Origin of the sequence: Planococcus sp. ANT_H30, assembly GCF_008369335.1 — a bacterium.
GTDB classification, from domain to species: Bacteria; Bacillota; Bacilli; order Bacillales_A; family Planococcaceae; genus Planococcus; species Planococcus kocurii.
Genome location: NZ_VOBJ01000011.1, coordinates 1 through 22,803, shown reverse-complemented (window position 1 = coordinate 22,803; position 22,803 = coordinate 1). Strand labels below are relative to the sequence as shown.

Here is a 22,803-nt window from a genome sequence, read left to right as displayed (position 1 = left end):
CTCTAGCATCAGCTTTTTTTATTTCAGTACTAATTTTGTAACAGATTCTACTTGCGCTGTTTGTGGGAACATATCGACCGGTTGAATGTATTCAATGCGGTAGATTTTAGTTAATTGCTGTAAATCCTTTGCTAAAGTGGAAGGATTGCAAGACGTATAAACAAAACGCTTCGGTTTTACTTTTAAAATAGTTTGCAAAAGTGAATCGGCAAGTCCAGTACGTGGTGGATCTACGGTTAACACATCCGGAACAAATCCTTCGTTGCTCCAAAGCTCCAACCATTTCTCGGCTGTACCTGTAACATATTTTGCTGTATAGCCTTGTGCTTTGGCATTGGCTTTAGCGTCAACCACACTTTCGTGTAAAACGTCCATGCCCCGAACTTCTTTAGCACGGTCTGCTAACCAAAGTCCAATCGTTCCGACGCCACAATAAGCATCGACGACCGTTTCTTGTCCAGTTAATTCAGCAGCGCGTTTGATTTCATCGTATAGTTTGACGGTTTGTGTCGGATTTAGTTGGAAAAAGGCACGTGCTGACAAATCGAATGCCAATTCGCCTAACTCTTCGTGGATCGTATCTTTGCCGAACAATGTAATCGTTTCGTCTCCAAAAATCAAAGAAGTTTTTTCTTTATTGATGTTTTGAACGATTGATACTAAGTTTGTATCGATTTTTTTCAGACGTTCCATTAATAATTCTTTTTGTGGAATCTTCGAACGTGTCGTCACTAAGACCAGCTGAATTTCACCCGTTCTAACACCAGTGCGGACAACGATGGTACGGATAATGCCTTTCATCGTCTTGCCATCGTATATTGGCATTTTCAATTCTTCCAAAATTCGCTTGACTGCGTTCGTAATGACCGTTGTATCGGGGTGCTGAACGATACATTCATCAATATCCAAAAGTTGATGAGAGCCTTCTGCAAACAATCCTGCGATAACTTTTGTGCCTTTTAAGCGTGTCTGGAATTGGCTCTTGTTGCGGTAACGCCACGGTTCTTCCATGCCGATGGTTTTCTCAACATGCACGGTCGTCCCTTTTAGGTAGCGCTCCAATGCCTGTACGACAAGATCCCGCTTTTCAACTAATTGCTGATCATACGTCATGTGTTGCAATTGACAGCCGCCGCATGCTTCATAAATTGGACAAGGTGGTGTCTGACGATGGGGAGAAGCGCTTAATATTTTAATAATGCGTGCTTGTGCAAAGTTGCGCTTGACTACAGTTACTTGCGCCACGATTTCTTCACCTGGAAGAGCTCCTGGAACAAATACGACATTACGTTTAAAATAGCCAATGCCTTCGCCGTTAATGCCGAGTCGTTTAATGGTCATCGGAATTTTCTGGCCTTCTTCAATACTAGGTTTATCGTTCATGGATCTCACATCCTTCAGTTAATCATCTCCCCATTATAGTCTTATTTATAGATATCAGCCAGTGCTGATCGTAAATTAGAAAACTTGAATTGGAAACCATGTTGCTGAAGAACCGTAGGCAGGACTCGTTGGCCTTCAAGAACTAGCTGACTCTTCTCCCCTAAGATAGCTTTCATAGCAAATGATGGGACAGGAATCCAATGCGGCCGTCCAAGTGTATGGGCAATTTCCTTGCCAAAATCCTTCATTTGTTTTGGACTTGGAGCGGTGACATTAAAGGCGCCGCTTAATTGATCAGTATCGAGTGCAAAAGCTAATGCCCGAGCGACGTCTTTAATATGAACCCATGACAGCCATTGTTTACCAGACCCAACAGTGCCGCCAGCGAACATTTTATAAGGCAAAGCCATTAAAGGTAAAGCCCCTCCATTTTTCCCAAGAACAATGCCGAAACGCCCACACGCTACACGTAATCCATCTTCTTCAGCGCGATGAGCTAAAATTTCCCAATCACGAACCGTTTGTGCCAAGAAGTCTGAACCAAGTTCGGCAGAAGCCTCAGTATAAGTAACCGTTTGAGATGGTGGGTAAATACCGACAGCACTGGCGTTTACTAAAACTTTCGGCTTTTTCTCTAGCTTGTGAATAATGCGCAATAATTCATTCGTGGCATCCATCCGACTTGAGTAAATCATTTTTTTCTGTTCTTCACTCCATCGACCATCGTTAATAGAAGTACCAGCCAAATTAACAAAAGCATCAACGCCTTCTAATTGTTTTTCTGGAACAGCATCTTTCTCCAGCCATTTGACGTATGTAATTTTATTGGCTGTCGTTTTTGGATTTCTCGTCAAAATAACTACTTCATCGCCTCGATCAAGTAGTAAGCGAGTCAATTCTTTGCCAACGAATCCTGTGCCACCTGTAATTGCTACTTTCATTTCCATCTCCTCCTGTTTCTTGTTAGCATACCCTTAATGGCTCTAAGCTATGCCATTTTTTGTCCTGAAGGTGTATAATATAAGGAGAAGAGAGGTGCCAGTAAATGCCGATTATTTCAAAAATCACACAGGGAAAGAAAAACCCTGAAAGGTATAATATCTTTTTCGAAGATAAATATGCTTTTAGCGTGGATGAGGCGGTGCTTATTAGGTATCAGCTGACAAAAGGCAAAGAGCTGGACCAATGGACCATCGAAGAAGTTAACTTCGAAGACGAAGTCCGAAAAGCCTATAATAAAGCTCTTTATTACCTTGGCTTCCGTATGCGAAGCGAAGGAGAAGTACGCCAAAAGTTAAAAGAAAAAGAATACGGAGATGCCGTAATAGATGAAGCGATTAAGAAACTATATGTCCATAGTTTTTTAGATGATCAACAATTTTCAGAAGCGCTGATGAGAACCCAAATCAAATCAGGAAAAAAAGGTCCGCGCGCAATCCAGCAAGATATGCAAAAGAGAGGAATTGATAAACAGACGCAAAAAGACGTCTTAGATTCCTATTCCGAAGAAGAGCAATTGGAAATTGCCAAAGGCCTTGCAGAGAAAATTGCACTTAAAGAAAAGATGAAAACGCCAAGCCAAATCCATCAAAAAATTAATGACACCCTGATGAGAAAAGGCTATAACTATTCGTTGATTAAACTAGCAATTGAAGAACTTGACCTTGAGAAAAATGATGATCAGTGGTTGGAAATTGTCGCAGAACAAGGCGATAAGTTATGGCGCAAGCACAGTTCAAAACTGTCCGGCTATGATTTGAAATCGAAAGTTAAGCAAGGACTTTACCAAAAGGGATTTCCAAGTGAAGTAATCAACGACTATCTAGATAAGAAGGAGCTTGAAGATGACTGAGAAAAAACCATACAGTGACATGACAGAGCATGAACTTCGCGGAGAAATTGCTAACTTAAAAGAAAAAGCTAGAAAAGCTGAGCAACTAGGCATCGTCAATGAATTCGCAGTACTCGAGCGAAAAGCCATGATGGCAGCAGCTTATATGCTGGATCCCGCTGATTTTAAACAAGGCGAGATATACCGCATTGAAGGAGACCCAAATGTCTATTTTCAAATCGATTATTTAAAAGGTCGTTTTGCTTGGGGTTACCGAATGGGTGGAGAAAAATTTACAGAGGCGCTGCCTATTTCGATGCTGCGTCCATTGAAAGAAGGGAAGTAAAAGATGAAAGAAATTATCGATCAACTAACAATTGAGTTACAGGAAAAAAATCCGAATCTTACAGAAGAGAAAGCACGGACATGGGTTGAACTACTAGCATCTGACTTTGAATCGTCTTACGCCAAAGCAGGATACGATTACCAAGGGACCGCAGTAGTTGAAAAAGTCATGCGACAGTGGATCGACAGCTATGGCGACAAAATTCATGAATTTGCCGGAACGAATCCGAAATATGCACATCTTTTAAACGACTAAAAGAAAAGCGCAAGCGCCCGTGTAGATTCGACGGGCATAAGACGCGCTGGCGGAGTGGCGTTCTTTGCCACACAGCCGGAGTGACTTATGACCCGAGGATCTGGGCGCTGGAGTCTGGACAAAGAAAAGCGCAAGCGCCCGTGTAGATTCGACGGGCATAAGACGCGCTGGCGGAGTGGCGTTCTTTGTCACACAGCCGGAGTGACTTATGACCCGAGGATCTGGGCGCTGGAGTCTGGGCAAAGAAAAGCGCAAGCGCCCGTGTAGCACCGACAGGCATAAGACAGACTGGCAGAGCGGCGCATTTGGCCGCACAGCCGGGATGACTTATGACCCAAGGTGTTGGGCGCAGGAGCCTAGACAAAGAAAAGCGCAAATCGGTACATTTCTGAAAGTTTTTTGTTGTTAGCATAAAAAAGAAAACGCGCACCCTAGGGTGTGCGTTTTCTAGTTATGGCTAAAATCTAGTTTTTTTCTTAACTTGTCTTCGCTAAAAATCCAGCCCGTATACGAATTGATAATTTTACATTCTTTGTCCAAATGAGCTACAGCAACAAATGGATAATAATCATTGCTGCGATAGCGCAGGTCAATCAATCGCACTTCGAAAATGTCGCCGTACTCGTTGATTTCCCAACGGTACAATGGAGAAAACGAAATGAATGCAGCTATGTTTTTGTCTTTCATTGCTGCTTGAATCAAGTTATTTTCAGGCATTTCTTTTTTCATAAATTTATCGTAGATGTTGATTGTTCGCCCATATGCACGGCCGACATAATGGTGACGTTCAGTGTCGGCAGCAATACGCCAGTGAAAAAAACGCATCGTCGGTGCCACAAAAACGGCAGAAGCACCTGGGATGGTGTTGAGAACGGCTTTTTTAATTGCGGCTTGTAGCGCAAAACGTGCAAGATAGTAGAAGAATAAGGTAATATACAGGATGCTAATGGTCCAAACAGGATCAGCGCCAAATGCCCATATCGTTAAAGCCAGCACGTGTGCACCAAAAATAATCGGATCAAAGGTGTTAATGACACCAAGCGCAATCCAGCGGTTAGAGATTGGCCTTAAGGCTTGTGTACCATACGAGTTGAAAATATCGACGAACACATGGATAAAGACAGCCAAGAAAGACCAAAGCCATAAATGCAGTAGATTAGCTTCTGGAAAAATCAGAGAAATCGCACCTGCTATAAGCAACGGCCATAACAATACTGCCGGAATCGAATGAGTTGCACCTCTATGGTGGCGAATATAAACAGCGTTATCTCGCAGTTTTAAAACAGTATCAACATCTGGCGCTAACGAGCCAATAATAACACCAGAAATAACAGCGGTCATGGTAACGGGGTGACTGGCGACGACGGGATCGGCCATTGCGAGGCCACCAAGGGCGACACCCATGACAATATGAGTACCTGTATCCATTGTCTCATCTCCTCTCTAGAGAAGTTATGTTTATGAAAAACTAAATTTTTTTGTTAAAATAAACAGATTCCTCATTGTCATATATACCCGGAAAAGGATTCGAATAATCAAGCTGAACGGAGGAAATAACCATTAAAATAGAAAAAAAGCAATTTCAAAATGACTTGATTAGTTGGTTTGCAGCGGAAAAGAGAGATTTGCCTTGGAGACGTACAGCAGATCCTTATCAAATCTGGATTTCAGAAATTATGTTACAGCAAACCCGTGTAGATACGGTTATTCCTTATTATAAACGCTTTATCGAAAAATTTCCCACTTTGAATGACTTGGCACAAGCAGATGAACAAATTTTACTGAAACAATGGGAAGGGCTAGGCTACTACTCGCGTGCACGCAATTTACAAGCTGGAGTCAAAGAAGTAGCTGAGAACTATGGTGGTATCGTTCCAAATAGTCGAAAAGAAATTTCTTCTTTAAAAGGTGTGGGTCCGTATACAGCAGGAGCGGTATTAAGCATTGCTTATGGTATTCCAGAGCATGCAGTAGATGGCAACGTTATGCGTGTGTTGTCGCGAATTTTACTGATTGAAGAAGATATCGCGAAGCCAAAGACGCGCAAAATTTTTGAAGAAGCCGTCACAGAAATTATCAGCCATGAGGATCCTTCTTCATTTAATCAGGGATTAATGGAGTTGGGTGCTTTGATCTGTACGCCCACTTCGCCGAAATGTCTGTTATGTCCTGTGCGAGAGCATTGTGCTGCTTTCCACGAAGGAAAGCAAAATGAATTGCCGATTAAGACGAAAGCTAAGAAAACCAAATCATTGCAATACGCAATGGTAGCCATACGCAATGAAGATAAATTCCTTATGGAACAGCGACCAGAAAGTGGATTATTAGCGAATATGTGGCAGTTCCCGCTGTTAGAAACAGCCATAGATGCGCTACCGCTAGAAATCGAAGAGCAATTGTCCGAAAGGTTAAAAGGCGTCGTGGACAAAGCTGAAAAAATTACTTCTTTCAAACATGTCTTTTCTCATTTAACATGGAACGTGGACGGTTTTATTGCCGATAGTAAAGACATAGTCGCACTAGATCGCATGAGATGGGTGACGGCAGAAGAGTTAGAGTTATTGCCGGTTGCAGGACCGGTTCAAAAAATGAAAACAGCTTTACAGCAAAGAGGAGATGTATAGTCATGACAGAACAAAAAGTAGCATTAGTAACAGGTAGCAGTAAAGGGCTAGGCAAAGCACTGGCAATCGCACTGGCTGAACAAGGATACGATATCGTCGTCAACTACGCGCGTAGCAAAACGGCTGCGCTTGAAACTGTAAAAGAAATTGAAGCACGAGGACAAAAAGCTTTGCTGGTTCGCGCTAATGTAGGAGATGTTGAGAAACTGCGTGGCATGTTCCAGACCATTAAAGAAGAATTTGGGAGACTGGATGTTTTCGTATCCAATGCGGCTTCTGGTGTTTTACGACCGATTATGGAACTAGAAGAATCTCATTGGGACTGGACGATGAACATTAATGCAAGAGCCATGTTATTTGGTGCTCAAGAAGCTGCAAAGTTAATGAACAAAGGCGGTAAAATTGTTGGTATTAGTTCATTAGGTTCAATTCGCTATTTGGAAAATTATACGACGATAGGTGTTTCAAAAGCAGCTGTAGAATCACTGACACGTTATTTAGCTGTAGAAATGGCGCCCCTTGGAATTGCGGTCAATACAGTATCCGGTGGAGCACTCGATACAGACGCGTTAAAACATTTTCCAAACCGTGATGATTTATTGAATGATGCACGGATTAATACACCAGCAGGCCGTATGGTTGAGGTTGATGATATGGTCAAAGCTGCTTTGTTCTTGATTTCTCCCGACTCGGATATGATCCGTGGTCAAACGATTATTGTCGATGGAGGTCGCTCAGTCGTTATGTAATCCTTTGGTCCTTATGCCTTATTGCTGTATGTTTTCAGAATTGGTTGATATAATACTGAAATAGCAGATAAATAATGGCTTAGACAAGAAGGTGGGATAGTACATGGCGATTCCTGCGGAGGGTGAAACAATCCAAATCCACAGTTACAAGCACAACGGCCGAATCCACCGTGTCTGGCAGGAAACAACTGTACTGAAAGGTACGAATAATATTGTAATTGGTGCAAATGAACGGACGCTAGTGACAGAATCTGATGGCCGAACTTGGTTGACGCGCGAACCATCAATCTGCTATTTTCATGCAGAACATTGGTTTAACATCATCTGTATGCTCCGAGACGACGGTGTTTATTATTATTGCAATGTCAGTTCTCCATTCGTTTATAATAATGGCTCGTTGAAATACATCGATTATGACTTAGACGTCAAAGTGTTTCCAGACATGTCTTACACGCTGTTGGATGAAGACGAATATGAAGACCATAAGCGACAAATGGGTTATCCTGATGTGATCGATCAAATTCTTCATCGAAATGTTGAAAAACTGATTGGCTGGATCAAACAGCGCAGAGGACCATTTGCCCAGGACTTTATCGAAGTATGGACGAATCGCTATGAATTTCATAGACAAAATCGGATTCGTGATTAAAATGAAAACCTGTTGCTTGCCAACAGGTTTTTCGTTTTGAATAGAATGGAGTGAGAAATTTGAGTAGTGTGAAACGCTATATGCAGTTTGTCAAACCGTATTATTGGCAGATTGCGTTAACAATTGTCATTGGGATATTCAAATTTGCCATCCCACTTTTTATTCCGCTACTAATCAAAATCGTCATTGACGACATTATTGGAGCGGATGCATTATCTAATGCCGAAAAGTTGAACCAGCTATATTTATGGCTTGGCGGAACCGCAATCGTCTTTTTCTTATTGCGTCCACCCATTGAATATTACCGTCAATATTACGCGCAGTATGTCAGCAATAAGATTCTTTATGATATCCGTGGCTATTTATATGGCCATTTGCAACGGTTAAGCCTGCGCTATTACGCGAACACACGAGCGGGTGAAATTATCTCACGTATCATTAACGACGTTGAGCAAACCAAAAACTTTGTCATGATTGGCTTAATGAACGTGTGGCTGGATCTGGCAACGATTCTCATCGCCATTGCGATCATGCTTTCTATGGACGTTTCGTTAACTATTGTTGCATTACTGGCATTTCCGTTCTATGCATTCAGCGTCAAATATTTCTTTGGTCGTTTGCGCGACTTGACGCGTGCACGTTCTCAGGCTTTAGCTAATGTTCAAAGCTATTTACATGAACGTGTTCAAGGAATGAGTATCATTAAAAGTTTTGCACTCGAAAAGCACGAGCAGAAAATTTTCAACGATACCAATAATCAATTTCTAGAAAAAGCTATTGATCATACGAAATGGAATGCTAAAGCATTCGCTGTAGTCAATACGATTACGGATGTTGCTCCGCTATTGGTTATCGGCTACGCCGGTTATCAAGTAATTGAAGGCAATTTAACACTCGGGACAATGGTAGCGTTTATTGCTTATATTGAACGACTTTATAGTCCACTTCGCCGCTTAGTCAATTCTTCAACGACTTTGGTGCAGTCACTAGCTTCTATGGATCGTGTTTTCGAATTGATCGATGAGGACTACGACGTGACTGATAAAGAACAAGCACATAATTTAGCAGTGGTTGACGGCAAATTGGAATTCCGAGACGTTTCTTTCCATTACAACGATGGTGGAAATAACGTATTATCTAATTTGAACTTTACAGTGAAACCTGGAGAGACTGTCGCATTTGTTGGAATGAGCGGTGGTGGAAAATCTACGATTGTCTCCTTGATTCCGAGATTCTACGATGTTACGAGTGGTGGGATCTTCATGGATGGTCACGATTTGCGCGACGTCACGACTCATACGTTACGTGATCAGATTGGATTAGTGCTACAGGATTCTATTCTCTTTAGCGATTCGGTAAAAGCAAACATCCTGATGGGCAAACCAGAGGCAACAGACGAAGAAGTAATTGCAGCAGCCAAAGCTGCCAATGCAGATGAATTTATTTCGCAGCTGCCTGAAGGCTACGACACCAAAGTTGGAGAACGCGGAGTGAAATTGTCGGGTGGACAAAAACAACGTGTCGCGATTGCACGTGTCTTCTTGAAAAATCCACCGATTCTTATTTTAGACGAAGCCACTTCAGCACTAGACCTTGAAAGTGAAGCATTGATTCAAGATTCACTAGAACGTTTGGCACATGACCGCACAACCTTAATTGTTGCACATCGCCTTTCAACAATTACTCATGCAGACCAAATTTTGGTCATCGATCATGGTAAACTTGCTGAAAATGGTACGCATGCAGAACTGATGAAACAGCAAGGAGTATATTACAACTTATTCCAAGTTCAACATTTTAATTGATTGACACGAAGAGCCTCCATTATTTTGGAGGCTCTTTTGTGATGTCTTCGACTTCCAGCAAATACAAATAAGATATTGCATTAATAATAATATTACGTATAATTAAAAGAAGGAGAATGTTCTGAATCATTTTTGTGTAAAAGGGGGAGCATCATGAATGAACGCAAAACCATCTTAGACGTTAAAGGATTACAAACAACCTTTTTCACAGACGATGGAGAGATACCAGCAGTAGATAATGTAGATTTTCATATACGAGAAGGGGAAGTGCTTGGAATTGTTGGGGAATCCGGATGTGGTAAAAGTGTGACGTCACTTTCCATAATGGGATTAGTTCCAAGTCCTCCTGGGAAAATTACGAACGGCGAAATTTTATTTCAGGATAAAGATTTAACGAAATTATCCGAGAAAGAAATGCGAGGAATCCGAGGAAATGATATCGCAATGATTTTTCAGGAACCGATGACGTCGTTAAACCCGTTGTTTACAATTGGCAATCAGCTTCGTGAAGCGATTAAAATTCATAAAAAAGATTGGTCAAAAAAACAGGTGCAAGAAAGAGCAATTGAAATGATGAATTTGGTAGGCTTGCCTCGACCTGAAGGGTTGATGAAAGAATATCCACATCAATTATCAGGCGGAATGCGTCAACGAGTCATGATTGCAATGGCTTTGTTATGTGATCCGAAAGTATTGATTGCAGACGAACCGACAACAGCGCTTGACGTAACGATTCAGTCTCAAATTCTGAAATTGATCAAAAATCTTAACGAACGGTTAAATACAGCAGTGCTATTAATTACTCATGATTTAGGTGTAGTAGCTGAAACTTGTGAGCGGGTAGTCGTTATGTATGCCGGAAAAGTAGTCGAAGAAGGTCCGGTCCACACGATTTTTAACGACCCACAACATCCCTACACAAAAGGCTTACTTGAATCAGTTCCAGATATGCGTTTTAAAAAAGAGCGATTGTATTCGATTCCTGGGAACGTTCCCAAACCGGGAGCGATAAAAACAGGCTGCAAATTCGCAGCACGTTGTGAATTTGCTTTTGATCGCTGCACCGTAGAAAATCCAGAGCTGTACCAAACAGCGGAAGATCATCAAACACGCTGTTTCCTATTCGATCCGAAGGAGGTACAGTCTCATGACAGAACCGTTGTTAAAAGTTGAAGGATTAAAAAAGTATTTCCCGATTAAATCGGGAATTTTAGGGAAAGTTAGCAATCATGTAAAAGCTGTAGATGATGTGTCGTTTACAGTTCAAGAAGGGGAGACACTGGGAATCGTTGGTGAATCAGGTTGTGGAAAGTCCACAACAGGTCGCATGTTGATGCGTCTTTTGGAACCAACAGAAGGCACTGTGACATTTGATGGACAGGAATTGACCAGTTTATCAAATCACGACATGCGCAAAGCCCGTCGCGATATTCAAATGGTCTTTCAAGATCCCTACGCTTCATTAAATCCACGTCATACCATTGAGAAGATTTTAATGGAACCGCTTAATGTTCATAATATAGGCGATCCAAAAGAACGGAAAAGAAAAGTGCACGAATTTTTGGAAATTGTCGGATTGAGTAGTTACCACGCTAAACGTTATCCGCATCAATTTAGTGGTGGTCAAAGGCAACGCATCGGGATTGCACGCGCCTTAATGACAAATCCAAAACTGATTATTGCAGATGAACCCGTTTCGGCACTTGACGTATCAATTCAAGCACAAGTATTAAACTTGATGCAAGATCTACAAAAAGAGCTGAAGCTGACTTATATTTTTATTGCTCATGATTTAGGAGTAGTTCGCCATATTAGTGACCGCGTAGGTGTTATGTATCTCGGGCAAATGGCGGAACTTGCCAATACTGAAGATTTATACGAAAAACCATTGCATCCGTATACGCAAGCTCTATTGGCTGCAGTACCGGTACCAGATCCCGCATTTGTCCGGGAAGAAGTCGTTATTACTGGAGATGTTCCAAGTCCAGCAAATCCGCCAAGTGGCTGTAGATTTCATACGCGCTGTCCGTTCAAAATGGACATTTGCTCACAAGTCGTACCGATTTTTGCGGAAGTTGAAAAAGGTCATTCTGTTGCCTGTCATCTTTACGAAGAATCCAGGCCGCAATGATAATAAATAGAAAAAACGGAGGGGTTAATTTGGGGAAGAAAAAGTTCTTGTCGTGGACATTTTTATTGCTTTTGTTAGTTTCAACAGCTCTTTATGGCTGTAGTTCTGATGAAGGTTCAAAAGAAGACGGAGGTGGCTCTGCTGAAGAGAAGCAATTGATCTTTGGACGCGGAGGCGACTCGGTGTCACTTGATCCAATTACTGTAACAGATGGGGAATCTTTTAAAGTTACAAAAAACATTTTTGATACATTAGTGAATTTTGGTGAACAGGACACAGAAATCGAAGGAGCGTTAGCATCTAAATGGGAACCTTCTGAAGATGGATTGTCATATACGTTCACATTAGAAGAAGGCGTTAAATTCCATGATGGCACTGATTTTAATGCAGAAGCTGTTGTGAAAAACTTTGAACGTTGGGCAGCTGGTGACGGCGAGAAATTCCCATATTACGGTTCTATGTTCGGTGGTTATGGTGATGAGGAAGGACATGTTATCAAATCTGTTGAAGCAACTGGCGATTATGAAGTTGTTTTCACATTAAATCGTCCACAAGCACCATTCCTTAAAAACCTAGCAATGAGCCCGTTCGCGATTGCATCGCCAACTGCATTTGAAGAAGCAGGGGATTCTTTCGGTGACAATCCGGTCGGAACTGGTCCATTCAAATTTGTTGAATGGAAACGCAATGATACAATTACAATCGAAAAATTTGATGATTATTGGGTAGATGGCGAGCCGAAACTAGATCAAGTGGTATTCCGCGCGATTCCAGATAACTCAGCTCGTTTAAACGCTTTACTGTCAGGTGAAATTGATTTGGCAGACGGCATTACACCGTCTGATGGTAAAACAATTGAAGGAAATGCAGATCTTCAATTGTATGAACGCCCATCTATGAACGTTGGCTACCTTGGAATGACTGTAACACGTGAACCATTTGATGATCCAAAAGTACGCCAAGCGATCAACCATGCAATCGATAAACAAGCGATTGTAGACGCATTTTTTGAAGGACGTGCAGAAGTAGCGAAAAACCCGATTCCACCAGTTATTAGTGGATATAACGACAGTATTGAAGATTACGAATACAGCCCTGAAAAAGCAAAAGAATTATTAGCCGAAGCGGGTCTTCCAGATGGATTTGAAATGGAACTTTATGCAATGCCAGTTCCCCGTCCATATATGCCGGATGGTCAAAAAGTAGCTGAGGCGATTCAAAAGAACTTGGCTGACGTTGGCGTAACTGCTAAAATCGTGTCATTTGAATGGGCTACTTATCTAGAGAAAGCTGCAAACGGAGAAGCTGATGCATTCTTACTTGGATGGACTGGCGATAACGGCGATGCAGATAACTTCTTGTATGCATTACTTGACCAAGACAATGTTGGTACTAACAATTACACGTACTATGAAAATCAGGAATTGCACGATATCTTAATTCAAGCACAATCAGAAGTTGAGGAAGATAAGAGAAATGAATTATACATGCAAGCTCAAGAAATCATCCATGATGATGCTCCTTGGGTTCCACTTGCACATTCTACACCGCTATTAGCTGGTGGGAAAAACGTAATTGATTTTAAAGCGCATCCAACAGGTTCTGACAAGTTGGCTGGAGTAGATTTAGAGTAGGCAATTCAAGGGAGGAAGTCGGAATGATTTCCTCTCGTTTTTTTTACTGCTATACATATTGCATATTGTTAGAGATGGAGAGGTGAAGAAGATGCTTCACTATATCGGAAGACGGCTTCTACAGTTGATCCCAGTGTTACTCGGTATGACATTTATCGTCTTTATGATCATCCGTGCCATTCCTGGTGACCCTGCACAAGTTATTCTTGGTCAGCAAGCATCCGAAGAAGCAATAAAGGCATTACGAACAAATTTGGGGTTGGATAATCCTTGGTATATTCAGTACTTTGATTATTTAAAAGGATTAGTTACTGGTGATTTGGGAGAATCGCTTCGTACACGAACGCCTGTTGTAGATGAAGTATGGCCATATTTGGCTGCAACAATCGAACTTTCTTTATTTGCTATTATCATTGCCGTTATTATCGGAATCAATGCCGGCATTATTTCAGCCTGGTTTCAAAATTCATGGTTCGATTATTTAGCAATGATTATTGCGTTAATCGGAGTATCGATGCCAATCTTCTGGTTGGGTTTAATGAACCAATGGATCTTCTCAATTGAACTTGGAATTCTTCCAACAACAGGGCGTGAAAATGTTCGAGATCCTGTGGATGTTATGACTGGTTTTTACGTCATTGACACATTGCTTGCGGGAGATTTTAATCAATTATCGACTGTGTTAAAACATCTTGTATTGCCGGGGACCGCATTAGCGACGATACCAATGGCAATTATTGCTAGAATGACTCGGTCGAGCATGCTAGAAGTAATGCGTTCGGATTACGTCAGAACAGCTCGGTCGAAAGGTTTGTCAATGTTTTGGGTAGTTTACAAACACGCGCTTAAAAATGCGATTATTCCTGTATTGACAATTATTGGACTTCAAATGGGATTGCTACTTGGTGGTGCTATTTTGACAGAAACCATTTTCGGCTGGCCTGGAATCGGACGTTATATTTACGAAGCGATTGGCTTCCGTGATTATCCGGTTATCCAGTCAGGTATATTAATCGTTGCATTTATTTTCGTTATGATTAATTTGTTTGTCGATCTGCTTTACGGTTTGGTTGATCCACGCATTAAATATGACTAGGAAGGGGGAGACGTATTATGGCTGAAACAGTAGACAAACAAGATCAAGTAAAAATGCAAAAAGTTGCTGGCCCTTGGAAAGAGGCTTGGCGCGGTTTCCGTAAAAGTAAAGTTGCGGTTATTGGAATGGGAATTGTTATCTTCTTTATCCTGCTAGCAATTTTTGGGCCGCTTCTAACATCGCAAGGCATCAATGAGCAAAATCTGTCTCAACGGCTTCTGCCCCCTTCTTCCGCGCATTGGATGGGGACGGACGATTTTGGAAGAGATATTTTATCGCGAGTTGTCTATGGTGCCCGAATTTCGTTATGGGTTGGCTTTTTAGCAGTTATTGGCTCCGTCATTGTAGGCAGTATTTTAGGGATTTTAGCAGGATATTACGGACGTTGGGTAGATACAATTATTTCACGTATCTTTGATATTATGTTAGCGTTTCCGAGTATTTTATTGGCCATTGCAGTTGTTTCGGTTCTTGGACCGTCTTTACGTAATGCACTTATAGCCATCGCTATTATTAACGTGCCAAACTTTGGTCGTTTGATTCGCTCGAAAGTATTAAGTATTAAAGAAGATGAATACATTATGTCTGCGAAAGCGATTGGTATGAAAGATAACCGTATTCTTATTTCGCATATTTTACCAAATTCCATGGCACCTGTTATTGTTCAAGGAACATTAGCAATTGCAACTGCGATTATTGAAGCAGCAGCACTAGGTTTCTTAGGATTAGGTGCACAAGCTCCTTCTCCAGAATGGGGCAAAATGCTGGCAGACTCACGTTCGTATTTAACGAATGCCCCTTGGACAATGATTTTCCCGGGTGTTGCGATTATGCTAACTGTACTTGGCTTTAACTTGATGGGTGACGGTTTGCGTGATGCATTAGATCCACGAATGAAATCATAAAAAAAGTGTGAGGCAACTTTGCCTCACACTTTTTTTATATGGAGTTTTCAAGATTGCTGTCTACTTCTTCGGAATGGTAATTTAAATACGCAATAATGAGCAAATCCAAATGCTCTAATTGTTCTTCGTAATCCAAAATAGCTGATAACACATGCATTAAATGATAAACCGAAAATTCATCATCCTGTTCTTCGTGTGCTAAGTTTATTTCTTTTATAAAAATTGTCATCACTTCAGTCCGTTTTATAATGGCATCTTTGCCTGAACCTTCGCTATGCTCAGGGCGTAGTTTGCCAACATACTTCATGTAAAGTTGTTCATGGTAACTGGCTAAACTTTCTAATCGTTCTTGTATCATCATATGAAAATGTCGAGGAAGCTCCATCAATTCGTTTTCAAAGCGATTGAGTCGCTTTAATACTTCGAGGCTTTTTTTCGATGTAGCAATCATTTGACGGTAAAGCACCAGTTTTCGTGCTTTCGCATACTGTTGCTTTTTAGTATAGCTTCGTTCTTCTTTGTAAAACGAATACCATTGATCAACTTGTACTAGGTTCTCTGTCAGTTTCTCAATATCTTCTTTAACAGATACGTGGTCCGATGCATGACGAATGGAAACGCGAATCCATCGAATCACTTCTTCACTAACCGAATGGATAGACGTAAACAAACGGGTTTCGTATTTAGGTGGCAAAAATATCATGTTCACGATAAAGGCAGATATAATTCCAAGAAGCACAGTACCAAATCGTAAAGAAGCAAAAGTTAAAAAGTCGGTGGAGTGAGAAGAATCCATGATAATAATGATTGTCACTAAAGTTAACGGAACAGGTTTGTCCAACTTTAATTTCAACATAACAATAATTGCTAAAATCGCTGCCGCACCAATAGTGAAGTAATTACTGCCAATTGTTAATACAAAAACAATGGCTATTGCTGCACCAATCAAATTTCCATAAATTTGATCGAGTAATGTTAAGTAAGAACGGTAAATAGATGGCTGGATAGCGAAAATCGCTGCCACTCCTGCGAAAACAGGGGAAGGCAATCCAAGTAAATTGGCCAGATACAGGGCCATAGAAATGGCCACGCCAGTTTTAAAAATACGTGCGCCTAATTTCATGTACTTAAGGACTCCTTCCTTAAAAAATGATTTTCATTAATTATAACTGTTTAAACGCCTCACGTACTGCTTGGATAGAAAATTCTACATCTTCTTCTGTATGTTCAGTAGTTAAAAACCAAGCTTCATATTTTGATGGAGCTAGATTAATACCTTGAGCGAGCATCAATTTAAAAAAGCGACCAAAAATTTCACCATCCGATTTTTCAGCTTGTTCGTAGTTTTCCACTGTTACATCCGTAAAGTAAATAGTTAATGCACCTTTCAAGCGATTAACGGTAATGGTTACACCAAATTCTTCAGCAGCTGACAAAATACCTTGTTCAAGCTGTGCACCCAGTTGATCCATTTTTTCATACACTCCGTCTTCGCCAAGTACTTCTAAACAAGCAATCCCAGCTTGAATCGAAGCAGGATTTCCAGCCATTGTTCCAGCTTGATAGGCGGGACCTAAAGGAGCGACCGTTTCCATAATTTCTTTTTTTCCACCATAAGCACCAATTGGCAGTCCGCCACCGATGATTTTACCGAGTGCTGTCAGGTCTGGGACTAAGCCGAGCATGTCTTGTGCACCGCCGTAGTGGAAGCGGAAAGCTGTAATGACTTCGTCATAGACAATTAACGCACCTTTTTCGTGAGCGATGCGATGAACTTCTTTCAGGTAGCCTTCTTTTGGTTCAACGATTCCGAAATTACCGACAATCGGTTCGACTAAAAGACAAGCTATTTCTTCGCCCCAGCGGTCCATGGCTTCTGAAAATGCTTCAATATCATTGAAAGGAATTGTGATAACTTCTTCTGCGATTGATTTTGGAACACCTGCTGAATCAGGAGTGCCTAGTGTTGCCGGACCAGATCCTGCAGCAACTAGTACTAAGTCAGAGTGGCCATGATAGCACCCAGCAAACTTCATGATCTTTGTTCGTCCGGTGTATGCGCGTGAAACGCGAATTGTTGTCATGACAGCTTCAGTTCCGCTATTAACGAAACGTACTCTGTCCATGTTCGGCATCGCTTCTTTTAACATTTTAGCAAATGTAATTTCGTGGCGCGTTGGAGTTCCGTAAAGCAGTCCGGATTCCGCTGCACGCGTAATTGCTTGCGTAATGTGCGGATGTGCATGTCCTGTGATGATAGGGCCATATGCCGCTAAATAATCTATGTACTTATTGCCATCGACGTCCCAAAAATAAGCGCCTTTGCCACGTTCCATCGCGACGGGAGATCCGCCACCTACTGCTTTAAAGGATCTTGATGGGCTGTTGACGCCACCCACAATGTGCTGTAATGCCTCTGCGTGAAGCTTTTCTGAAGTTGAATGATTCATTGGGTGAATTGCCTCCTATTGGTTAGTCTATTCTTTATTGTAGACAATCTTGTGCATAAACGCCAAAGAAATTGAAACTAGCGCTTGGGTTCGGTACGATAAGGAAAAGAAAAGGAGTGATGAAGATGTCAGCAGTAACCGGTGTGCAAGCACCAGACTTTTCGTTAAAAAACGAAGCGGGAGAGACTGTTTCTCTAAAGGATTTTTCTGGTAGTAAATATGTGGTTCTTTATTTTTATCCGAAAGATATGACGCCCGGTTGTACAACGCAAGCTTGTGACTTCCGCGATTCGCAAGCTGATTTTTCAGCACTCAACGCTGTGATTCTCGGGGTCAGTGCAGATTCAGAAGATCTCCACAATAAATTCATCGAAAAACATGGTTTGCCATTTTCATTGTTGGTCGACGAAGATCATCAAGTTTCAGAAGAGTATGGGGTTTGGGTAGAAAAAAATATGTACGGGAAAAAGTTTATGGGCATTGAACGCGCGACTTATTTAATCGATCCGACAGGAACAATCGTTAACGTGTGGCGCAAAGTTAAAGTACCCAATCATATCCAAGACGTTTTAGAAACCTTGAAAACAATTAGCGATCAATAAGGAGAGAGAGTTATGGAGATTCTGTTTACATTCGTTCCAAAAGAAGATCAACAACAGAGGTTGAAAGCTGAATTCCCCAAAATTGAGTTCTATTTTCTCTATAAAGATAAAACACGTTTAGCGTCTGCAGACGTTATCGTCACTTATGGAGAAGATTTAACGGCAGAAGATATTGACGCTGCTAAAAATGTGCAGTGGCTTATGGTAGCTAGTGCCGGTATCGAAAAACTGCCTCATCAAGCTATTAAGAATCGTGACATTACGGTGTCTAACGTTAAAGGCATTCACAAAATCCCTATGGCTGAATCTGTTCTGGCTCATCTTTTATCTCTCGAGCGCTCGTTGCCGTTAATTTATCAAAATCAGCGCAACCAAGATTGGAATAGAAGAGTAGGTTCTGTTGAATTGAAAGATTCGACAGCGTTGATCCTTGGACCGGGCGCGATTGGTTCAGAAATCGGTCGATTGCTGCAGGCGTTTGGTGTCAAAACGATTGGTTGCAACCGTTCAGGAACACAGGCACCTCATATGGATGAAATGATCTCATTCGAAGCAATTCTTGAAAAACTATCGCAGGCAGATTATGTGATATCAATTTTGCCGAGTACAACTGAAACAAAATATCTATTAAAGGAAGAGCATTTCAAAGCAATGAAAAAAACAGCCATCTTTATGAATTTCGGAAGAGGCGATTTAGTCGCTGATGCAGTTCTTTTGAATGCACTGCAAAAAGAAGAGATTGCTTCTGCGGTTTTAGATGTCTTTGAGCAGGAACCGCTTCCGGAGGATCATCTTTACTGGACAATGGATAATGTCGTCGTGTCACCTCACATCTCAAGTAAATCTAGCAAGTATGTAGAGCGTACCTTAGATATATTTATACCGAATCTCAAAAAATGGCTCGTCAATAGAACCGTTCCAACTAATCTGGTTGACATGGAAAAGGGGTATTGAGCATGAAAATTTATACGAAGACGGGGGATAACGGGACTACTTCGTTAGTTTATGGAGTGCGAGTGGCGAAAAATGATGCGATAGTTGAAGCATATGGAACTTGTGATGAAGCAAACTCCTTGATCGGTTTATCGGTAGGGCATATGACTACGGAGTTTTTTGAAGAAAAAGAAGCACTATGTGAAGTTTTCCATGAAATCCAAACGACCTTATTCCATGTAGGGGCTGAACTCGCTACGCCAAAAGGCAAACAAGTAAAATGGAAACTAACAGAACAAGATATTTCAAAGCTAGAACAATGGGTGGACCACTACGATGCAAAAGTTTCTTCACTTACTAACTTTATTTTGCCAGGAGGACATCCGTCGGGTGCGACACTTCATGTGGCTAGGACTGTCGTCAGAAGAGCGGAACGGACGGTTTTATCCACCGGAACGGACGTTTCTCCACTAGTTTTGGCGTATTTAAATCGCTTATCCGACTTTTTGTTTGTTGCAGCACGCCTTGTTAACCAGCGCCTTGGCCGTAAAGAAAAAGGACTACATGAAAAATAAAGTAAGAGATGCGTAGCGACCGGTGGGCATATAGTGATTTCTTGACATCTAGCACTTTCATTAGGTACACTGTTTATAACGATTATAATGTAAGAATATCTATGAAGTGAGGTGCACGGCGATGTCTGAAGTACAATTAAAAGACGCGCTTGATGCTTTGAAGTCAACAGGTGTAAGAATCACGCCCCAACGCCATGCGATTTTGGAGTACATGATTCACTCGACAACACACCCAACAGCGGATGACATTTATCGCGCGCTTGAAAAAACGTTTCCTAATATGAGTGTTGCAACTGTTTATAATAATTTACGGGTGTTCAGAAAAGCGGGATTGGTAAAAGAGCTGACTTATGGAGATTCTTCAAGCCGTTTCGACTTTGTGACACATGATCATTACCATATTATCTGCAATGATTGCGGAAAGATTGTTGATTTCCATTATCCCGGACTTGATGAGGTTGAACATCTAGCTTCTCACGTGACTGGATTCCAAGTGGATTATCACCGTCTCGAAATTTATGGAACATGCCAGAATTGCTTAAGCGAAACGGCAAAAGCCCAATAAATTTCTAAAAAGTAAAAAGAGCTTATTGCAATTAGCGGTAAGCTCTTTTTTATGCAGTGAAAAACAACCAGCGAAATGTTCATTCGCTGGTTGTTTTTAATGTTGTGAACTTTTTTTATTGTAGTCTTGATCAAACTCTTTTCCTTCAAGAGAGCGATCCATTGTCAATGGCTCGTTACAATGCATGCAAATATCTACGCGACCCAGCATTTTTGTATGTTTTCCACAGTTAGGACATTCCACGGGTACGGTTTTCATAGACAGCAACCCAATCCAAGCATAGACACCTGTACTGCCAATAATCGCTACAACACCAAGCAACATGAAAATCACCATGACAATAGGGTGATTTCTAAAATAGATGCCGACATACATAATGACGATACCAATGAAGATTAGCGCTAACGCAAACGTCCGAATGCGATTGATTTTATTTTTATAAGGTTTCATGATTTATTTCCTCCTTGCATCCATCATACTATATCATAAATGTTCTTAAAAAGTGATATCGGTTTTCAAATGAAGGAATCCGTAATAAATATGTCGAAATAAAGAAGGGTAGGAATCAATGAAAGTGACAGTAAGGTTTGAGAAAAAGAGAATGGCAAAGTCTAGCAGACGATGGGGAAATGAAAACAAGCTGTAGTTTATAACTAACGACTCTGTTCAGCTTTATAGCAGAATGCGATAGAGACAGCAAGGAGTGAAAACAAATGGAACAAATACTACGACCTATTTATCAAGAACGTGCCAGCCAAGAAAGTACACTTGGCGTGATCTTAGTTGAAAAAAGAGAAAAGCTAAGTCAGATTACAGATACGTTCGATTCGATCTTGTTAATTATCACCAAGGAAAACGAGACACCCGTATTTACAAAACATTATACGTATCTAGCTAAAAAAGCAGCAATGCACATCGTTACCGAAAAGCAATTACATAAATGGCTGCTGCTAGGGACAAATCGAAAAATTGTTGACTGGTTGTTTTATGGTCGCGTAATCTACGACCGGAACGAATTCATGGAAAAGTTAAAGACCGAGCTAAAAGACTATCCTTTCTATGGACGGAAAATCAAGATGGGTATGGAATTTGCAAAACTCATTCGTCGTTATATGGAAGGAAAAGTGTTTTTTGAAGAAAAGAACTACATGGATGCCTATAATCATATGGTTGAGTCGCTACATCATTTAGCGCGATTGGCAGTGCTAGAAAATGGTTTGCCTCCAGAAGTGACTGTTTGGTCGCAAGTTAAACAAATGGAACCCGCCATCTACAAACTCTACGAAGAATTGATTTCGAGTGATGAGCCTATTGATAAACGGCTAGAATTGTTATTTTTAGCGAGTGAATTTTATATTCATTCGCGGACACAAGACGGTGCTCTTCATATAAGAGAAGTTATGGAGAAACAAAGTAGCTGGACGATACAGGAGTTACACGAGCAAGAAGAATTGAAAAACTATTCTTCTGATCTTGAAGTGTTCATCGAATATTTAGTAGACAAAGAATTGATTTTTATTAACGGGGTAACGACCAAGAGTGAAGGGATTTTCCACAGGTATTATTACGTAAAAAAATAAAGGGTGATTTAGAGAAGTGAATGCTCTTTCGAATGATAGAAAAATGAAATGCGCGTTGTTGCGCTTTTCCCTTAGCGATAAAGTTAGGAAGACTGGAGCAGTTAAGGGGATTACAAAGATATGTAGAGACAAAATAAGTGCCAAGAACTGAATTGAATTGATAGCTGTTACTGAAAGTCGGATATTTGGACTTTAGTGACAGCTTTTTTTTGCTAGAATTCACTAAAGAATAATGATTTAACAGCTTATTTATTAAGACGAGTAATATTTTTGAAATTATTTTGCTTTAACCGTTGACATATTAAGTGGATCTGTATTATGATAATACACGTCGCTAAGAGAAATTAAGTTTTTTACAATAATAAAAAAGCTTGACTCTCTCGGAAGACAATGTTAAATTAGAGAAGTTGCTTTTACAGAACGAACACATTGAACCTTGAAAACTGAACAGCAAAACGTCAACGAAAGACGTCACGAGCACTTCGGTGCGAGAACGGCTTTTGCGAAGTTTGCCTTATGGCAATCAGAGCAAAGTTGTTTTCCTTCTCGGTGTTCGTGACTACAACTTACTGATCAGCATCACGCAGATCAAAGCGAATCGTGCGTCTTCGGACGGCGATACGCCAGCAGTATTGAGCAATCAACACTACTCTATAATGGAGAGTTTGATCCTGGCTCAGGACGAACGCT

24 protein-coding genes are annotated in these 22,803 nt (G+C 41.0%); 18 read left to right on the top strand and 6 right to left on the bottom strand.

Annotated features, from left to right (window positions below):
* Positions 1-18: 18 nt before the first annotated feature.
* Both rlmD and FQ085_RS16300 read right to left on the bottom strand, forming a co-directional pair.
* Positions 19-1,383 carry a 23S rRNA (uracil(1939)-C(5))-methyltransferase RlmD gene (rlmD, locus tag FQ085_RS16305; RefSeq protein WP_149457170.1) on the bottom strand — a complete coding sequence of 455 codons (1,365 nt, stop codon included), beginning with the start codon at positions 1,381-1,383 and terminating at the stop codon, positions 19-21.
* 41 nt (positions 1,384-1,424) lie between these two features.
* Positions 1,425-2,324 carry a TIGR01777 family oxidoreductase gene (locus FQ085_RS16300; RefSeq protein ID WP_149457169.1) on the bottom strand — a complete coding sequence of 300 codons (900 nt, stop codon included), beginning with the start codon at positions 2,322-2,324 and terminating at the stop codon, positions 1,425-1,427.
* 104 nt (positions 2,325-2,428) lie between these two features.
* Here FQ085_RS16300 and recX point away from each other — a divergent pair, with 104 nt between their 5' ends.
* Genes recX through FQ085_RS16285 form a run of 3 tightly spaced genes read left to right on the top strand, consistent with a single transcriptional unit; the run spans position 2,429 to position 3,815 of the window.
* Positions 2,429-3,235 carry a recombination regulator RecX gene (recX, locus tag FQ085_RS16295; RefSeq protein ID WP_149457168.1) on the top strand — a complete coding sequence of 269 codons (807 nt, stop codon included), beginning with the start codon at positions 2,429-2,431 and terminating at the stop codon, positions 3,233-3,235.
* Positions 3,228-3,560 (top strand): YfhH family protein, encoded by a 333-nt coding sequence (locus FQ085_RS16290; protein WP_149457167.1) that lies wholly within the window; start codon positions 3,228-3,230, stop codon positions 3,558-3,560. Before recX ends, FQ085_RS16290 begins: the two co-directional genes overlap by 8 nt.
* A gap of 3 nt (positions 3,561-3,563) precedes the next feature.
* On the top strand, positions 3,564-3,815 hold the full coding sequence (locus FQ085_RS16285; RefSeq protein WP_058386008.1) for a YfhJ family protein: 252 nt from the start codon (positions 3,564-3,566) through the stop codon (positions 3,813-3,815).
* A 447-nt stretch (positions 3,816-4,262) separates the two neighbouring features.
* On the opposite strand, the gene FQ085_RS16280 is transcribed toward FQ085_RS16285, so the two are convergent.
* Positions 4,263-5,243 (bottom strand): metal-dependent hydrolase, encoded by a 981-nt coding sequence (locus tag FQ085_RS16280; protein ID WP_149457166.1) that lies wholly within the window; start codon positions 5,241-5,243, stop codon positions 4,263-4,265.
* Between the two features lie 197 nt (positions 5,244-5,440).
* Here FQ085_RS16280 and mutY point away from each other — a divergent pair, with 197 nt between their 5' ends.
* From mutY to nikC, 9 genes are all read left to right on the top strand, one after another.
* Positions 5,441-6,439, top strand: coding sequence for an A/G-specific adenine glycosylase (gene mutY / locus FQ085_RS16275; RefSeq protein ID WP_410477415.1), 999 nt, complete (start codon positions 5,441-5,443; stop codon positions 6,437-6,439).
* Between the two features lie 2 nt (positions 6,440-6,441).
* Positions 6,442-7,188, top strand: coding sequence for an enoyl-[acyl-carrier-protein] reductase FabL (gene fabL / locus FQ085_RS16270; protein WP_149457164.1), 747 nt, complete (start codon positions 6,442-6,444; stop codon positions 7,186-7,188).
* A gap of 103 nt (positions 7,189-7,291) precedes the next feature.
* On the top strand, positions 7,292-7,837 hold the full coding sequence (gene ntdP, locus FQ085_RS16265; protein WP_058386003.1) for a nucleoside tri-diphosphate phosphatase: 546 nt from the start codon (positions 7,292-7,294) through the stop codon (positions 7,835-7,837).
* Positions 7,838-7,896: 59 nt separating this feature from the next.
* A complete protein-coding gene (locus FQ085_RS16260; protein ID WP_149457163.1) occupies positions 7,897-9,642 on the top strand; it encodes an ABC transporter ATP-binding protein in 1,746 nt (581 codons plus the stop codon).
* 153 nt (positions 9,643-9,795) lie between these two features.
* Entirely contained in the window at positions 9,796-10,815 is a 1,020-nt protein-coding gene (locus FQ085_RS16255; protein ID WP_058386001.1) for an ABC transporter ATP-binding protein, read from the top strand.
* Positions 10,790-11,773, top strand: coding sequence for an ABC transporter ATP-binding protein (locus FQ085_RS16250; protein ID WP_058386000.1), 984 nt, complete (start codon positions 10,790-10,792; stop codon positions 11,771-11,773). The genes FQ085_RS16255 and FQ085_RS16250 overlap by 26 nt, the downstream gene beginning before the upstream one ends.
* A gap of 29 nt (positions 11,774-11,802) precedes the next feature.
* Complete coding sequence (locus tag FQ085_RS16245) at positions 11,803-13,407, top strand: ABC transporter substrate-binding protein (protein WP_058385999.1); 1,605 nt, start codon at positions 11,803-11,805, stop codon at positions 13,405-13,407.
* A 91-nt stretch (positions 13,408-13,498) separates the two neighbouring features.
* Positions 13,499-14,503, top strand: a complete 1,005-nt coding sequence (locus FQ085_RS16240) for an ABC transporter permease (protein ID WP_058385998.1) — start codon at positions 13,499-13,501, stop codon at positions 14,501-14,503.
* Positions 14,504-14,520: 17 nt separating this feature from the next.
* Positions 14,521-15,408, top strand: a complete 888-nt coding sequence (gene nikC, locus FQ085_RS16235) for a nickel transporter permease (RefSeq protein ID WP_058385997.1) — start codon at positions 14,521-14,523, stop codon at positions 15,406-15,408.
* 34 nt (positions 15,409-15,442) lie between these two features.
* Here nikC and FQ085_RS16230 read toward each other — a convergent pair whose 3' ends face one another.
* A complete protein-coding gene (locus FQ085_RS16230; RefSeq protein ID WP_149457162.1) occupies positions 15,443-16,531 on the bottom strand; it encodes an FUSC family protein in 1,089 nt (362 codons plus the stop codon).
* A gap of 40 nt (positions 16,532-16,571) precedes the next feature.
* A complete protein-coding gene (locus tag FQ085_RS16225; protein WP_058385995.1) occupies positions 16,572-17,858 on the bottom strand; it encodes a glutamate-1-semialdehyde 2,1-aminomutase in 1,287 nt (428 codons plus the stop codon).
* A gap of 125 nt (positions 17,859-17,983) precedes the next feature.
* Between FQ085_RS16225 and bcp the strand changes: the two genes are divergently transcribed.
* The 4 genes from bcp to perR all read left to right on the top strand — a co-directional run bounded on the left by bcp (position 17,984) and on the right by perR (position 20,533).
* Positions 17,984-18,460, top strand: coding sequence for a thioredoxin-dependent thiol peroxidase (bcp, locus tag FQ085_RS16220; protein WP_058385994.1), 477 nt, complete (start codon positions 17,984-17,986; stop codon positions 18,458-18,460).
* Positions 18,461-18,472: 12 nt separating this feature from the next.
* Complete coding sequence (locus FQ085_RS16215; RefSeq protein ID WP_149457161.1) at positions 18,473-19,414, top strand: D-2-hydroxyacid dehydrogenase; 942 nt, start codon at positions 18,473-18,475, stop codon at positions 19,412-19,414.
* A gap of 2 nt (positions 19,415-19,416) precedes the next feature.
* Positions 19,417-19,968, top strand: coding sequence for a cob(I)yrinic acid a,c-diamide adenosyltransferase (locus FQ085_RS16210; protein ID WP_058385992.1), 552 nt, complete (start codon positions 19,417-19,419; stop codon positions 19,966-19,968).
* Between the two features lie 121 nt (positions 19,969-20,089).
* Positions 20,090-20,533 carry a peroxide-responsive transcriptional repressor PerR gene (perR, locus tag FQ085_RS16205; protein ID WP_058385991.1) on the top strand — a complete coding sequence of 148 codons (444 nt, stop codon included), beginning with the start codon at positions 20,090-20,092 and terminating at the stop codon, positions 20,531-20,533.
* A 96-nt stretch (positions 20,534-20,629) separates the two neighbouring features.
* On the opposite strand, the gene FQ085_RS16200 is transcribed toward perR, so the two are convergent.
* A complete protein-coding gene (locus FQ085_RS16200; protein WP_058385990.1) occupies positions 20,630-20,983 on the bottom strand; it encodes a YgzB family protein in 354 nt (117 codons plus the stop codon).
* 263 nt (positions 20,984-21,246) lie between these two features.
* On the opposite strand from FQ085_RS16200, the gene FQ085_RS16195 reads away from it, so the two are divergent.
* The gene (locus FQ085_RS16195; RefSeq protein WP_149457160.1) at positions 21,247-22,113 is read left to right on the top strand and encodes a nucleotidyltransferase-like protein; all 867 of its coding nucleotides are present in this window, start codon (positions 21,247-21,249) and stop codon (positions 22,111-22,113) included.
* Positions 22,114-22,598: 485 nt separating this feature from the next.
* A partial coding sequence (locus tag FQ085_RS18225; protein WP_223145210.1) for a hypothetical protein occupies positions 22,599-22,803 on the top strand: 205 nt, incomplete at its 3' end.